Source organism: Chelativorans alearensis, from assembly GCF_010993735.1.
In the GTDB taxonomy this organism is placed as follows: Bacteria; Pseudomonadota; Alphaproteobacteria; order Rhizobiales; family Rhizobiaceae; genus Chelativorans; species Chelativorans alearense.
The window spans coordinates 331,021-344,469 of sequence record NZ_WQNI01000002.1; the positions used below are offsets into that span (position 1 = coordinate 331,021).

14 protein-coding genes are annotated in these 13,449 nt (G+C 66.2%); 5 read left to right on the plus strand and 9 right to left on the minus strand.

Annotated elements, in window-relative coordinates; translation table 11 throughout:
- Complete coding sequence (locus tag GPJ75_RS04400) at positions 1-795, minus strand: MBL fold metallo-hydrolase (protein ID WP_163265495.1); 795 nt, start codon at positions 793-795, stop codon at positions 1-3.
- Positions 796-976: 181 nt separating this feature from the next.
- Here GPJ75_RS04400 and GPJ75_RS04405 point away from each other — a divergent pair, with 181 nt between their 5' ends.
- Together GPJ75_RS04405 and GPJ75_RS04410 are read left to right on the plus strand one after the other, a co-directional pair.
- Positions 977-1,726 (plus strand): YebC/PmpR family DNA-binding transcriptional regulator, encoded by a 750-nt coding sequence (locus GPJ75_RS04405; protein WP_163265497.1) that lies wholly within the window; start codon positions 977-979, stop codon positions 1,724-1,726.
- Between the two features lie 4 nt (positions 1,727-1,730).
- On the plus strand, positions 1,731-2,030 hold the full coding sequence (locus GPJ75_RS04410; RefSeq protein WP_425482647.1) for an Rdx family protein: 300 nt from the start codon (positions 1,731-1,733) through the stop codon (positions 2,028-2,030).
- A gap of 54 nt (positions 2,031-2,084) precedes the next feature.
- Here GPJ75_RS04410 and rpmE read toward each other — a convergent pair whose 3' ends face one another.
- On the minus strand, positions 2,085-2,306 hold the full coding sequence (rpmE, locus tag GPJ75_RS04415; RefSeq protein ID WP_163265501.1) for a 50S ribosomal protein L31: 222 nt from the start codon (positions 2,304-2,306) through the stop codon (positions 2,085-2,087).
- A 194-nt stretch (positions 2,307-2,500) separates the two neighbouring features.
- Between rpmE and GPJ75_RS04420 the strand changes: the two genes are divergently transcribed.
- Positions 2,501-4,306 carry an ABC transporter transmembrane domain-containing protein gene (locus GPJ75_RS04420; RefSeq protein ID WP_163265503.1) on the plus strand — a complete coding sequence of 602 codons (1,806 nt, stop codon included), beginning with the start codon at positions 2,501-2,503 and terminating at the stop codon, positions 4,304-4,306.
- 3 nt (positions 4,307-4,309) lie between these two features.
- On the opposite strand, the gene GPJ75_RS04425 is transcribed toward GPJ75_RS04420, so the two are convergent.
- Genes GPJ75_RS04425 through GPJ75_RS04435 form a run of 3 tightly spaced genes read right to left on the minus strand, consistent with a single transcriptional unit; the run spans position 4,310 to position 8,071 of the window.
- Positions 4,310-5,968 (minus strand): FAD-binding dehydrogenase, encoded by a 1,659-nt coding sequence (locus GPJ75_RS04425; RefSeq protein ID WP_163265505.1) that lies wholly within the window; start codon positions 5,966-5,968, stop codon positions 4,310-4,312.
- Positions 5,969-6,023: 55 nt separating this feature from the next.
- Positions 6,024-7,055, minus strand: coding sequence for a peptidoglycan -binding protein (locus GPJ75_RS04430; RefSeq protein WP_163265507.1), 1,032 nt, complete (start codon positions 7,053-7,055; stop codon positions 6,024-6,026).
- Positions 7,055-8,071: a MotA/TolQ/ExbB proton channel family protein gene (locus GPJ75_RS04435; protein WP_163265509.1), complete on the minus strand. Its 1,017-nt coding sequence runs from the start codon at positions 8,069-8,071 to the stop codon at positions 7,055-7,057. Before GPJ75_RS04435 ends, GPJ75_RS04430 begins: the two co-directional genes overlap by 1 nt.
- Positions 8,072-8,307: 236 nt before the next feature.
- Here GPJ75_RS04435 and GPJ75_RS04440 point away from each other — a divergent pair, with 236 nt between their 5' ends.
- Complete coding sequence (locus tag GPJ75_RS04440; protein WP_163265511.1) at positions 8,308-9,243, plus strand: NAD-dependent epimerase/dehydratase family protein; 936 nt, start codon at positions 8,308-8,310, stop codon at positions 9,241-9,243.
- Between the two features lie 34 nt (positions 9,244-9,277).
- Here GPJ75_RS04440 and GPJ75_RS04445 read toward each other — a convergent pair whose 3' ends face one another.
- The 4 genes from GPJ75_RS04445 to GPJ75_RS04460 form a co-directional block, all read right to left on the minus strand.
- Positions 9,278-10,072: an inositol monophosphatase family protein gene (locus GPJ75_RS04445; protein WP_163265513.1), complete on the minus strand. Its 795-nt coding sequence runs from the start codon at positions 10,070-10,072 to the stop codon at positions 9,278-9,280.
- Positions 10,073-10,109: 37 nt separating this feature from the next.
- The gene (gene efp, locus GPJ75_RS04450; RefSeq protein ID WP_163265515.1) at positions 10,110-10,673 is read right to left on the minus strand and encodes an elongation factor P; all 564 of its coding nucleotides are present in this window, start codon (positions 10,671-10,673) and stop codon (positions 10,110-10,112) included.
- A gap of 150 nt (positions 10,674-10,823) precedes the next feature.
- A complete protein-coding gene (locus GPJ75_RS04455) occupies positions 10,824-11,801 on the minus strand; it encodes a tetratricopeptide repeat protein (RefSeq protein ID WP_163265517.1) in 978 nt (325 codons plus the stop codon).
- Position 11,802: 1 nt separating this feature from the next.
- Entirely contained in the window at positions 11,803-12,459 is a 657-nt protein-coding gene (locus GPJ75_RS04460; RefSeq protein WP_163265519.1) for a thiamine phosphate synthase, read from the minus strand.
- Between the two features lie 179 nt (positions 12,460-12,638).
- Here GPJ75_RS04460 and GPJ75_RS04465 point away from each other — a divergent pair, with 179 nt between their 5' ends.
- Entirely contained in the window at positions 12,639-13,412 is a 774-nt protein-coding gene (locus GPJ75_RS04465) for a sulfite exporter TauE/SafE family protein (RefSeq protein ID WP_163265521.1), read from the plus strand.
- Positions 13,413-13,449: the final 37 nt, after the last annotated feature.

Sequence of the window (13,449 nt, forward strand, 5' to 3'; positions counted from 1 at the left end):
CTACACCCCTTCGAGCACGATAATTGTCGGCCGGCGCGGCAGCGTCGTCAGCGAGACGGTGAGCGAGCGTGAATCGCGGAAGTCGAGGTCGAAGCCCTCGCCCATGCGCCGGGTGAAGGCGTCGAGCGGCGTGGCGTGGCGGTGCATCGGCAGTATGACCGACGACGACAGCCGCCGGGCGATCTCGCTCATGCCGTCGAGCGACATGGTGAGCCCGCCGTCCACCGGCACCATCACCACGTCGAGCCGGCCAATCGCCGCATAGTGGGAGTCTTCAAGGCGATGGTGCAGGTGGCCCAGATGGCCGATGCACAGGCCGGCCACCTCGAAGATGAAGATCGAGTTGCCGTCTTTTTCCATCACGCCGAAGCGGTTGATATCGGTCGTCACGTTGCGGATGTAGACGTCGTCGACCAGCAGGGAATGTTCGATCGGCCCGCCATCCGGGTTCCAGCCCTGGAGCACGTGCTCGATCGCCGGATCGGGAGCGGACGTGAAATGGGTGGAGTGCGCCTTGTTCATGGTGACCACGCGCGGCGTGGGGCGCGTGCCGTAGGCGCCGGAAAAGTCCGTGGCGATCCTCACGCCGGCCGGCGTTTCGATGACATATGTGGAATGGCCGGCATAGGTGATCGACACCTCCTCGCCGGCTGCCGGCTGGAGGCTGACGAAGGTCACATTGGGCAGTGCCTCGGCCATGGCGAGGCAGGTGCTGGGCCGCGTCTCCTGCGCATGGGCGGTAAGCGGCATCAGCAGAAAGGCGAACATGGAGGCAATCAGGCGGAAGGCGGACATCGGCATCTCCCGGGATCGACAAGGCCGGCATCCTAACCGATGATAGCGCCTCCCGCCACGGAGGGCGCCGTAACCATTGCGTGAGGACGCTCGCCGTTGCGCCTTCTGGACGTTGCCGGCCAATTTCACTATAAGGCCGCCAATCCGTGAAAGCGCAGGAATATTCCGACGAAGGAGCCCCATGGCCGGCCATTCCCAGTTCAAGAACATCATGCACCGCAAAGGCCGCCAGGACGCGGCCAAGTCGAAGGTCTTTTCCAAGCTGGCGCGCGAAATCACCGTCGCCGCCAAGTCCGGCTTGCCCGACCCGGACATGAACCCGCGTCTGCGGCTTGCCGTGCAGAACGCCAAGGCCCAGTCCATGCCCAAGGACAATATCGAACGGGCCATCAAGAAAGCCACGGGCGGCGACGCGGAGAACTACGAGGAAGTGCGCTACGAGGGCTATGGGCCCGGCGGCGTGGCCGTGATCGTCGAGGCGCTTACCGACAACCGCAACCGCACCGCCTCCAACGTGCGCGCCGCCTTCACCAAGGCCGGCGGGTCATTGGGGGAGACCGGCTCGGTGTCCTTCATGTTCGACCGGGTGGGCGAGATCGTCTATCCGGCGAAGGCCGGCGACGCCGACAAGGTGATGGAAGCGGCGATCGAGGCCGGCGCCGAGGACGTGCAGTCGGACGACAACGGCCATGTGATCACCTGCGTATTCGAGGATATCGGCGAGGTGACCACGGCACTGGAAAAGGCGCTCGGCGAGGCGGAATCAATAAAGGCGGTGTGGCGGCCGCAGACCGGCACACCGGTGGACGAGGATCGCGCGCAGTCCGTGTTGAGGCTTATCGCCGCGCTTGAGGACGACGACGACGTGCAGAACGTCTACGCCAACTTCGAGGTCGACGACGAGACCCTCGCCAAACTGAGCGCAGCCTGAGGAGATGGGCATGACCGATCACCGCGTGACCATCGCCTATTGCTCCCAGTGCCACTGGCTGCTGCGCGCCGGCTGGATGGCACAGGAACTCCTATCCACCTTCTCCACGGAATTGGCTGAGGTGACGCTGAAGCCCGGCACCGGCGGCATCTTCGAAGTCCATTGCGACGGCGAACTCATCTGGGAGCGCAAGCGCGACGGCGGCTTTCCCGACGCGGCCGAACTCAAGCGGCGCGTGCGCGATCTGATCGATCCCGAACGCGACATGGGGCATCTAGACAAAGAGCGCCCCGCGGCCGGATAACAAAAAGCCCGCCGTTAGGCGGGCTTTTTCGTTTTCCGTCCGTGAAGGCAGGGCTTAGATACCCAGGCCCTCGTAGCGCTTCTTGAAGCGGGAGACGCGGCCACCGCGGTCCACCAGCGTCTGCGCGCCGCCGGTCCAGGCGGGGTGCGTGGTGGGGTCGATGTCGAGGTGCAGCGTGTCGCCCTCCTTGCCCCAGGTCGAGCGCGTCTCGAATTCGGTGCCGTCCGTCATGACGACCTTGATCATGTGGTAGTTGGGATGAATGTCGGTTTTCATCGGTCTGTCCTGAATCTGCGTCCGCATCTAGGCGCTGCACTTGCGCTGCGGCAATCTCGCCCATGCTGAAAACTTGAAGCCGCGGCCATTGACCGCTACGGCTTCGAAAAGGTTCGCGTGCCTATACATCAGGCGCCCGATGGACACAAGGCCGGCACCGTTCGAATCTTCGACGGGGGCCGGAGGGGCATGTCATGGCAGAGATCAGTGCGGGATCGGACGGGAAGGCGAGGCGCTCGCTCCATCCGCTCTGGCGCCTGGCGCCGTATGTGGGCCGCTACCGCGGTCTCGTCGTCGGCGCCTGCCTGTTCCTGCTTCTGGCGGCGGCCGCCACGCTGACGCTGCCACTCGCTGTCCGGCGGATGATCGACCACGGTTTTTCGGAAGCCGACAGCACCTTCATCGCCAACTATTTCTCCATGCTGATTGTCGTGGCCGCCGTCCTGGCGGTGGCATCGGCCTGCCGGTACTATTTCGTCGTTACGCTCGGCGAGCGGGTGGTGGCCGATCTGAGGCGCGATGTCTTTGCCCATGTCACGCGCCTTTCACCGGCTTTCTTCGACCGCGCGCAGTCGGGGGAGATCGTGTCGCGGCTGACGGCCGATGCCACGCAGATCAAATCCGCCGTCGGCGCAACCGCCTCGCTGGCGCTGCGCAACACCATCATGGGGCTGGGTGCAGTGGCGATGATGGCGATCACGAGCCCGCGCCTTTCGCTGCTGGTTGTCGTTGCCATCCCTTTCATCGTCCTGCCGCTTGTCGCTTTCGGCCGCTCGGTCCGGCGGCGAGCGAGGCGCGCGCAGGACACGCTGGCGGAGGCGACGGCCTATGCGAGCGAGCAGATCGGCGCCGTGCGGGTGCTGCAGGCATTCACCAGCGAGAAAAGCGTGAGGGCGCGCTTCGGCGCGGCGGTGGAGGCGGCGTTCGCGGCGGCGCGCTCCTCCATCTTCGCGCGCTCCTTCCTTACCTTCTTCGCCATCTTCACCACCTTCACCTCCGTGGTCGCGGTGCTGTGGGTCGGCTCGCATGACGTCCTTGCCGGCACCATGACCGCCGGCACGCTCGGCCAGTTCCTGCTCTATGCGGTGCTGGCGGCCGGGTCGCTGGGCGCCTTGTCTGAGGTGTGGGGCGAGCTTTCACAGGCGGCGGGCGCTGCCGAGCGCATGGGCGAGCTGCTGGACGAGGAGCCGGCGATTGCCGCGCCGGAGGCGCCTGTCGCCATGCCGTCGCCGCCGCGCGGTGCCGTCTCCTTCCGCAATGTGGACTTTTCCTACCCTTCCCGGCCGGAGCGCTCGGCATTGCACGGGCTGTCTTTCGATGTCGCGCCAGGCGAGACGGTGGCCATCGTCGGACCGTCCGGCGCGGGCAAGAGCACGATCTTCTCGCTGCTTCTGCGCTATTACGACCCGGTCGAAGGTCAGGTGCTGGTCGACGGCATCGACATAAGGACGGCGGATCCGCAAGCGGTGCGCGGGCGGCTCGCCATCGTGCCGCAGGACGTGACGGTGTTCGCCGAGAGCGCGGCGGAAAACATCGCCTTCGGCCGGCCGGGCGCGAGCCGGGAGGAGGTGGAGGCGGCGGCACGGGCAGCGCTCGCGCACGATTTCATCGTGGCGCTTGAAGACGGCTACGATACGCAGGTGGGCGAGCGTGGGGTGATGCTGTCGGGCGGGCAACGCCAGCGGCTGGCGATCGCCCGGGCCATTCTGCGCGATGCGCCGATCCTGCTTCTCGACGAGGCGACCTCGGCGCTCGACGCCGAAAGCGAGACACTGGTGCAAAAGGCGCTGGAGGGGCTGATGGAGGGGCGGACCACCATCGTCGTCGCGCACCGGCTGGCGACGATCCTGAAAGCCGACCGCATCCTGGTGATGACGGATGGAAAGATCGTAGAGGAAGGCACGCACGCCGAGCTGGTCGGCCGGGGCGGGATCTATGCACGGCTTGCAAGCCTGCAGTTCGAAGCGGGTGCGGATGTCTTCAAGGGCGCGGCGGAGTAGCGCCTACAGCGCCTTCGCGGCATGCCGGCCGGCGTTGCGGCCCGAGAAGAGACAGCCACCGAGGAAGGTTCCTTCCAGCGCGTTATAGCCGTGGTAACCGCCGCCGCCGAAACCTGAAGCCTCGCCCACGGCATAGAGGCCAGGCACCGGCTCGCCTTGAGCATCCAGCGCCTGCGCGTCGAGGTTCGTGTGCAGCCCGCCCAGCGTCTTCCGCGTCAGGATGTGGAGCTTCACGGCGATCAGCGGGCCGTTTCGCGGGTCGAGGATCCTGTGCGGCTTGGCGGTGCGGATGAGACGGTCGCCCAGATAGGCGCGGGCGCCGCGGATGGCGATGATCTGCGCATCCTTGGCGAACGGGTTTTCGAGTTGGCGGTCACGGGCGGAGATCTGTGCCTCGATGTGGGCATAGTCGAGCAGGCCGTCGCCGGCAAGCGCGTTCATCGCCGCCACCAGGTCGCGAAGATTGTCACGGACGATGAAATCCTCGCCCTTTTCCTTGAAAGCCTCGACGGGCGGCGGCGCGCCCTTGCCGCGGCGGCTTTTCAGCACCTGGAGCCAGCTCTTGGAGGTCAGGTCCGGGTTCTGCTCGGAGCCCGAAAGCGCGAACTCCTTCTCGATGATCTTCTGGGTCAGCACGAACCAGGAATAATCGTAGCCGGTCGAAAGAATGTGCCGCAGCGTGGACAGTGTGTCGAAGCCGGGGAGACAGGGGGCGGGCAGGCGGTTGCCGCGGGCGTCGAACCATAGGGAGGAGGGGCCGGGCAGGATGCGGATGCCGTGGCCCGGCCAGATGGACGACCAGTTCTTGACGCCTTCCGTATAGTGCCACATGCGGTCGGTGTTGACGGTGGCCGCTCCCGCCTTTCTGGCGATCTCGATCATCCTGCCGTCGACGTGATGGGGTACGCCGGAGACCATGGATTTGGGCGGCGGGCCCAGGCGGTCCGTGGGCCAGTTCTTGCGCACCAGATCGAGGTTGCCGCCGATGCCGCCGGAAGCGACGATGACGACGGGCGCCTTGAAGGCGAAATCACTGATGACGGTGCGGCCGGATTTCTCGCCGCGCTTCACGGTGGAGGGTTCGAGGATATCGCCGGCGACACCCGTTATCGCGCCCTTCGCCTTCATGAGCCGGGTCGCCCGGTGGCGGAACTTCAGCGTGACCAATCCTTGCCCGACATGCGCGCGCACCCGCCGCTCGAACGGTTCCACAACGCCGGGGCCGGTGCCCCAGGTGATGTGGAAGCGGGGGACGGAGTTGCCGTGGCCGTGAGCCTGCGCCCCACCGCGCTCGGCCCATCCCACGACGGGGAACCAGCGCATGCCCATTTTATGGAGCCAGGAGCGCATCTCGCCGGCGGCGAAGTCGACGAAGGCTTCGGCGACCGTTCTCGGCCAGCGGTCCTCCTCGCGATCGTAGCCGGCGGAGCCCATCCAGTCCTGAAGCGCCAGCTCCCGGCTGTCGCGGATGCGCATGCGCCGCTGCTCGGGACTGTCGACCATGAAGAGCCCGCCGAGCGACCAGAAGGCCTGGCCGCCCAGAGAATTCTCGCCTTCCTGCTCGAGAATGAGGACGCGCTTGCCGGCGTCCGCCAGCTCCGCCGCTGCCGTCAGACCGGCAAGCCCGCTCCCGATGACGATTGCGTCGGCATCGTCGGCCATGATTCCCCCTCCGTTTCGGCCAGATTAATTGGAGCCGTTGGAAAGGGGAAGCGGCTCACTTTTCTGTCAGCTTCAGCTCGATACGGCGGTTCCTGGCACGCGCTTCCTGCGTGTCGGCGGCATCGAGCGGCTGGAACTCGCCGAAGCCGGCGGCGACCAGCCGGTCCGACGGCACGCCGTTCTCGATCAGGAATTTCACGACGGCTGTGGCGCGCGCCGTGGAAAGCTCCCAGTTGTCGCGATAGCGCCCGGTGCCGGACAGCGGCACGTTGTCCGTGTGGCCGTCGACGCGCAGCACCCAGTCGATCTCCGGCGGGATCTCCTTTTGCAGGTCGAGGATGGCGCCGGCGAGTTTCTGCATCTCCTCCTGGCCGTTTTCGTTGATCTCCGTGGCGCCGGATGCGAACAGCACCTCCGACTGGAAGACGAAGCGGTCGCCGACGATGCGGATGTTCTCGCGGTCGGAGAGGATCTCGCGCAGGCGGCCGAAGAAGTCGGAGCGGTAACGGTTCAGTTCCTGCACGCGCTGAGCCAGCGCCACGTTGAGCCTGCGGCCGAGATCGGCGATCTTGGCCTTGGCTTCGACATCGCGCTGCTCGGATACGTCGAGCGCGGCTTCGAGGGCGCCGATCTGCTGGCGCAGCGCGGAGATCTGCTGGTTCAGGAGCTCCACCTGGGAAAGGGCGCGCTGGCTGACCTGGCGCTCTTCTTCGAGCTCGCCGGTGAGCGTGCCGATCTGCTGCTGGGCCGCCTCGCTGCGGCCGGTGTCGCTCGCCAGAAGCTGCTCGAGGCGCGACTGCTCGGCCTCGGCATCGGCCAGCGAGGCGCGCAGGCTGGCAAGCTGGTCCTCGGCATCCTGGAAATTGGCCTGCTCCAGCGCAAGGAGCTGCGTCAGCTCGTTCACCTGTGCGTTGAGACGGTCGAGAACGGCGTCCCGGCTGGTGATCTCCTGGCTGAGGAAAAACTGCGCCAACACGAACACTGACAGCAGGAACATGATGGCAAGCAGCAGCGTGGCCATGGCGTCAACGAAGCCAGGCCAGTAGTCGACTGCTCTCTCACGGCGACGCGCGCGTGCCAGCGCCATCAGTTATTTTCCCGTTTCTTCAAGGAGGCGGCGATCTTGTCGAGCGTTTCGCGCAGCGCCTTCTGATCCTCGGCCTGCGCCTCCACCCAGTCGCGCATCATCTGCTGCTCCTGGCGCATGTTCTTCACCAGGCCGGAAATGCCCGAGGCGAGCGAGGCCATGGCGGCGGCGGTGCGCGGGTTGCTGCCCCCCGTCTCCTGCACGGCGCGCAACTTTTCCGCCAGTGCGCGCAGCTCTTCCGACGAGCCGTTCTTGGCGCTCTCGGTAAGGTCGGAGCTCAAATCGGTGACGGTGGACAGCCAGTTCTCGAGTTCGGTGTAGAAGCGGTTCTGGGCGCGGCCGGCCTGCAGATCCAGAAAGCCGAGGACGAGCGAGCCAGAGAGGCCGAAGAGCGAGGACGAGAAGGCCGTTCCCATGCCGCCCAGCGGCGCCGACAGCCCCGCCTTCAGCGAATCGAGGATGTCGTTGGCATCGCCCGAGCCCGGATCGAGCGACTGGATCGTGTCGCCGATGGAGCTGATGGTCTGCAACAGGCCCCAGAATGTGCCGAGCAGGCCGAGGAAGACGAGCAGGCCGATCAGATAACGCGAGATGTCGCGGCTCTCGTCGAGGCGGGTGGCGATGGAATCGAGGATGGAGCGCATGGAGCTGGTGGACAGCGCCATGGCGGAAGAGCGGCTCAACAGCGCCTTCATGGGGGCGAGGAGAACCGGCTCCGTCGCTTCGGTTCCGGCCAGGAACGAGTTGATCCAGCGTACCTCGCGAAACAGCCTGATGACTTGCGCGAAGGCCAGCAGGATGCCGACCGCGAGCACGCCGAGAATGAGCCCGTTAAGTCCCGGGTTGCTTTGGAACGCTGAAGAGATCTGGCGATAGAGGATTGCCGCCACGAAGCCGGCGATCGCCAGGAAGATCAGCATCGAATAGAGGAAAACATGAGGGCTGGAAAGGCTTCGCGGATCGTATCTCTCCTCGGCGGTGAGACCGTCCGTTCCCAACGATTTCAGCAAGGCCATATGTCCCTCGAGTTCGTTAGGCCGTGTGGGCGGATCGTGTTGCGGGCACGGAGCGCTGCCCGGCATGAGTGTAGCCTACATCGCCCGCTCCGGGGGCACCAAGTACAATCCATCGCCCGACCTCCGCCTGAGACTGGCCGAGACTCTAAACGGAATTGTGACGAAATTGAAATAAGCCTTATTACCTTCTTCTGCCGAGAAAACGTACACGCGGCCAACCAGCGAGGGCAAGTTCCATGGCGAAAGTGCTCGTCACCGGCGCTTCCGGCTTCATCGGCCGCCATCTCGTGCCGCTGCTGGCGGCGCGGGGCCATGAGGTCGTGGAGGCGGGCAGGCGCCCGCGCACGGGGGCGGAGCGCTTCTTCGCGGTTGGCGGGATCGGCGCGGCGACCGACTGGCAGGCGGTGCTTGCCGGGGTCGAGGCGGTTATCCACCTTGCCGGGGTGGCGCATCGGGAGGATGCGCGCGAGGCAGAGTATTTCGCGGTCAACGACGCGGGGACGGCGCGGCTTATCGAGGCGTGCGCGGCTGCCGGCGTGCGCGCGGTCGTTTTTATCAGCAGCATTGCCGCGCGCGAGGGCGTCAACGCCTATGGGCTTTCGAAACAGGCCGGCGAGGGGCACGTGCGGCGTTTTGCCGGGGCGAAGGGCAAGGCCGGGATCGCGCTGCGCCCGCCGCTCGTCTACGGACACGAGGCGCCGGGCAACTGGGGACGCCTGCAACGCCTCGCGGCCTCGGGCGCGCCTTTGCCCTTCGGGCTGGTCGCCAACCGCCGCTCCCTGTGCTCGGTGGGAAACCTTTGTGACGCGATCGCCGTTGCGGCGGAGGCGGGGCTGCGCGGTATCGGCAGCGGGGCCTACGAAGTCGCGGACCGGGAGCAGGTATCGCTCCGCGAGATACTCGCGCTGCTCAGGACGGGGATGGGACGGCCAAGACGGCTCTTGCCCGTTCCCCCAAGCCTCTTGCGGCTGGCCGGGCATCTGACCGGCAGGCAGAAGATGATGGCGGCGCTGCTGGACGATCTGACGCTCGATCCGTCCGATTTCATGCGGGTTTTTGCATGGAGCCCGCCCGAGATGGCGCAGGATGCGATTGTGCGGTGCGGGCAGGATTATGTGAAGCAGTCCCGGCGCGCGGCGTCCCGCCCTCGTGGTTCGACAAGCTCACCTTGAGGGCTGTGTTTGCGCTCTTCCTCTACAGGCAGAATCAGCGAACCGGCTTCGCGAGAGCCTTGAGAAGGCTGCGGTGGATGGTTTCGTTGCCGGCGACGATGGAGCCGGTGCCGAACATGTCCTGGCCACCTTTCCTGTCGGTGACGAAGCCGCCGGCCTCGCGCACCATCAGGATGCCCGCCGCTGTGTCCCAGGGCTGCAGCGCGTCTTCCCAGAAGCCGTCCATGCGGCCGGCTGCGACATAGGCAAGGTCGAGCGCGGCCGCGCCCATGCGGCGGATGCCGGCCGTTTCGGCCATCACGTTGCGCAGGTCGAGGAGCGCCTGGCCGTGGTGGCCGCGGCCGAGATGGGGGATGCCCGTGCCGACCACCGTGTCGGACAACCGGGTGCGCGCGGCCACGCGCATGCGCCGGTCGTTGAAGAAGGCGCCGCCGCCGCGCTCGGCGGTGTAGAGCTCGTCCATGGCCGGGTTGTAGATGACGCCGGCGACGAGCTGGCCCTGCCGTTCGAGCGCGATGGACACGGCGAAGATTGGGATGCCGTGCAGGAAATTCGTGGTGCCGTCGAGCGGGTCGACCAGCCAGCGGTGCTGGGCGTCCTTGCCTTCCACCACGCCGCGTTCCTCCATGAGGAAGGCATAGTCGGGGCGGGCGCGCGAAAGCTCGGCGTGGACGATCTCCTCGGCGCGACGGTCGGCCTGGCTGACGTAGTCTCCGGGGCCCTTGAGCGAGACCTGCAGGTTCTGCACCTCGCCGAAATCGCGCGCCAGCGAGCGCCCGGCCTTCATGGCGGCTTGAACCATGACGTTTATGATGGCCGAACGCGGCATGGAGAATGTCCCTGGAGTCGTGTTGTAAGACGCGCCGTCAGTCGGCGCGGCGTATATAGGTGATGTCGTTGGTGTCGACGACGATCTTCTCACCGGAGGTGACGAACGGCGGCACCATGACGCGGATGCCGTTTTCCATGACCGCCGGCTTGTAGGAGGACGCCGCCGTCTGGCCCTTGACCACGGGGTCCGCCTCGACCACTTGCAGCGTCACCTGGTCTGGCAGCGAAATGCCGATCGGCTTTTCCTGATAGAGCTCCACCGTCACGGTCATGCCATCCTGCAGGAAGGCGGCGCGGTCGCCGACGAAATCCTTCTGCAGCTCAAGCTGCTCATAGGTCTCCGTATCCATGAAGACCAGCGCCTCGCCCTGCTCGTAAAGATAGGAGAAGTCCTTCTGCTCCAGCCGCACCTTCTCGACCGTCTCGGCGGCGCGGAAGCGCTCGTTGAGCTTGGTGCCGTCAATGAGGTTCTTGAGCTCGACCTGGTTGTATGCGCCGCCCTTGCCGGGCTTGACCGCATTCGTCTTCACCGCGACCCACAGGCCGCCATTGTGCTCAATGACGTTTCCGGGACGGATTTCGTTGCCGTTGATCTTCATCGTGACCTGTCCTGATACGTGTCCGCGTCGCATGGGCGCGAGCCGGCGCCTCCAAGACCACAAAACACATAACTAAGCAAGACGGGCGGGAAGGGAACAGGTGGGTGCGGTAGCGCAGCAGGGCAAAGCGCCCCTCGCGGCCGTACTGCCTTATCGCAGCCTGTTGGCGCGCTCCAGGGCGGCCTTCAGCTGCTCGTTTGTCAGGCCGTCCATGAAATCCTCCATCTCGCGGTCCACGAGGCCAGCGCGGCGCGCCAGGATGTACCAGGCGGCGGCCTCCACAGGGTCCGCCTCGACGCCGACGCCGGCGCGATAGAGCTTGGCGACGCGGTTCTGGGCGGCGACGTTGCCGCCGTCGGCGGCGCGCTTCAGCCACGCAAAGCCCTCCTCGGGCTTCGCCTCCCCGCCGCGGCCCTCGACGAGCCATGTGCCGAGGTCAAGCTGTGCGGTGTCATAGTTCTGGCGCGCGGCCCGCAGCAGCCAGCGCCGCGCCGCGGCCGCGTCCTCCGGCTGACCGCCGACGCCGTTGGCATGCACCTGTGCCATCGCATATTGCGCGTCGGGCAAACCTGCCTTGGCGGCACGCTCGTACCAGTCGACCGCCTCCTCCATGGAAGCGCCCTCGTCGGTCAACATCTGCGCGAGGTTGAACTGGGCGAGCGGCTTTCCGGCCTCAGCCGCGCTCCGCATCAAGGTGTAGGCTTTTTCCCGATCTTCCTTCACCAGGCGGCCGTCTATGAGCATGAGCGCGTATTGCATCTGTGCCTCGGGGTCGCCCTGTTCCGCCGCTTTGCCATACCACCTGGCCGCTTCCTCGGCGTTGCGGGCGACGCCCAGGCCGCGGGCGTAGATCTCCGCCATCAGCGTCTGCGCGGCGGAATTGCCTGCTTCGGCGCGGGGGCGGGCGAGCTCCAGGGCGGTGAGATAGTGCCCGCGCTGGAAGGCGCCGAAGGCAAGATCCGGCACCTTGCCGAAGCGCTTGGGGTCAACCTCGCCGGGCGAGGGCTCCTGGAGGCCCGGTCTGGCCTGCGTGTCCGTGCCGCCATCCTCCTGCGCCCACGCAGCCTGGCGGCCCGTGGCAAGCGCAAGCAAGAGGATCGAGAGGCAGGACTTTGCGGCTTCGTTCATGTCACCTGTCTTCGAATACGGGCGCGTGCCGATCGAGCAGCCTGTTGGCTTCCGCCACCATGCACGCCGGGTCCGCATCCGGCGCGAAGACAGCGGTGCCGAGGGCGACGAATTCCGCGCCGGTTTCGGCCACCGCCTGCACGGATTGGATGTCGGCGCCGGCCATCACAATACAGGGTAGCTCGATCATCTGCGACCACCAGGCGCCAAGCGTGAGATTGCGCGGATGGGGCTCCGGCTTCAAATCGTAGCCGAAGCGGCCGAAGAAGATGTAGTCGGGCTGCGTTTCGCCAAGTTCCAATGCGTCATCGCGGGTCTTTGCGCCGCCGCAGCCGATCGTCATCCGGTCCTGATATTTGCGGACGGCATCCGCCAGCTCCGACTTCGAGCCCTCGACATGGATGCCGTCGGCCTGGACGCGGGCGGCGGTGCGCGGCTCTCCGGCGATGATAACGGCGACGCCGCGCGCCTGGGCGAGCGGGGTCAGCCGTTCGGCGCGGGCCTGGAAGGCCGCTTCGTCGGCGCCGTAGTCGGGCAGGATGAGCGAGGCGACGTCGCCGGCCGACAGCGCGGCCTCGAGGCGGGCCGCATCGTCCGCGCCGGCCGGCGGGGCGATGAGCACGATGCGGCAGCGGTTGGGCGTTTCCACTTCACTCATGGCGTACCGATATCGCTTTCCGGTATTGGCGGGCAGCCGGTTCTGCCCGCCGTTTTTGGTTTGATTGGGGCATAGCGAAGGGGCGGTAAGCCCACAAGAGAAATCGGAAACTTCGCCGCCGCCCCTCGTCAAGCGGCGGGAATGAGTCTATGCCGCTACCTCACAATCGACGTCTCGACATGGCTCCCATTCTCAGCGATCCGCTTTTCTATCTGGCCGCGATCCCGGCCGTCATCCTGGTCGGCCTGTCCAAGGGCGGGTTCGGCGGGGCGATGGCGCTGCTCGGCGTGCCGCTGATCGCGCTGGTGGTGCCGCCGGTGCAGGCGGCGGCCATCCTGCTGCCGATCCTCATCGTCATGGATATCGTCTCGCTATGGGCCTGGCGCGGCTTCTTCGACCGACGGCTGCTCGCCATCATGCTGCCCGGCGCGCTTATCGGCATCACCGTCGGCTGGCTGACGGCGGCTGTCGTCACCGAGGGGCACGTGCGGCTCATCGTCGGCATCGTCACCTTCCTCTTCTTCCTGCGCTGGGCGGTTGAAAAGGTGCGCCGCAGCGAGCGTGTCGCCGGTCACAACCCTGCGAAGGGCTTCTTCTGGGGCACAGTCTCCGGCTTCACCAGCTTCGTGGCCCACGCGGGCGGCCCGCCTTACCAGGTCTATGCCCTGCCGCTGAAGCAGGACCCGAAGCTCTATACCGGCACGAGCGTCATCTTCTTCGCCATCGTCAACGCGGTGAAGCTGATCCCCTACTTCGCGCTCGGCCAGTTCGACACCACCAACCTGACCGCCTCGCTGATCCTCGTGCCGCTGGCGCCGCTCGCCACGCTCGCCGGCGTGTGGGTCGTCAAGCGCATGAAGCCGCAGGTCTTCTATCCCTTCATGTATACGATGGTGCTGATCGTTTCGCTCAAGCTCATCCACGACGGCACTACAAGCCTTTGGGGCTGGTGAGGCCGCATCTCCTGTCCTAAGAATGGAGGAAAAACCT

What these genes read in the sequence shown, in the direction of transcription:
- GPJ75_RS04405 (WP_163265497.1), top strand. Translation starts at nt 977, where the DNA reads ATGGCCGGCCATTCCCAGTTCAAGAACATCATGCACCGCAAAGGCCGC.
- GPJ75_RS04420 (WP_163265503.1), top strand. Translation starts at nt 2,501, where the DNA reads ATGGCAGAGATCAGTGCGGGATCGGACGGGAAGGCGAGGCGCTCGCTC.
- GPJ75_RS04455 (WP_163265517.1), bottom strand. Translation starts at nt 11,801, where the DNA reads ATGAACGAAGCCGCAAAGTCCTGCCTCTCGATCCTCTTGCTTGCGCTT.
- GPJ75_RS04430 (WP_163265507.1), bottom strand. Translation starts at nt 7,055, where the DNA reads ATGGCGCTGGCACGCGCGCGTCGCCGTGAGAGAGCAGTCGACTACTGG.
- GPJ75_RS04465 (WP_163265521.1), top strand. Translation starts at nt 12,639, where the DNA reads ATGGCTCCCATTCTCAGCGATCCGCTTTTCTATCTGGCCGCGATCCCG.
- GPJ75_RS04410 (WP_425482647.1), top strand. Translation starts at nt 1,731, where the DNA reads ATGGGCATGACCGATCACCGCGTGACCATCGCCTATTGCTCCCAGTGC.
- GPJ75_RS04460 (WP_163265519.1), bottom strand. Translation starts at nt 12,459, where the DNA reads ATGAGTGAAGTGGAAACGCCCAACCGCTGCCGCATCGTGCTCATCGCC.
- GPJ75_RS04440 (WP_163265511.1), top strand. Translation starts at nt 8,308, where the DNA reads ATGGCGAAAGTGCTCGTCACCGGCGCTTCCGGCTTCATCGGCCGCCAT.
- rpmE (WP_163265501.1), bottom strand. Translation starts at nt 2,306, where the DNA reads ATGAAAACCGACATTCATCCCAACTACCACATGATCAAGGTCGTCATG.
- GPJ75_RS04400 (WP_163265495.1), bottom strand. Translation starts at nt 795, where the DNA reads ATGTCCGCCTTCCGCCTGATTGCCTCCATGTTCGCCTTTCTGCTGATG.
- GPJ75_RS04425 (WP_163265505.1), bottom strand. Translation starts at nt 5,968, where the DNA reads ATGGCCGACGATGCCGACGCAATCGTCATCGGGAGCGGGCTTGCCGGT.
- GPJ75_RS04435 (WP_163265509.1), bottom strand. Translation starts at nt 8,071, where the DNA reads ATGGCCTTGCTGAAATCGTTGGGAACGGACGGTCTCACCGCCGAGGAG.
- efp (WP_163265515.1), bottom strand. Translation starts at nt 10,673, where the DNA reads ATGAAGATCAACGGCAACGAAATCCGTCCCGGAAACGTCATTGAGCAC.
- GPJ75_RS04445 (WP_163265513.1), bottom strand. Translation starts at nt 10,072, where the DNA reads ATGCCGCGTTCGGCCATCATAAACGTCATGGTTCAAGCCGCCATGAAG.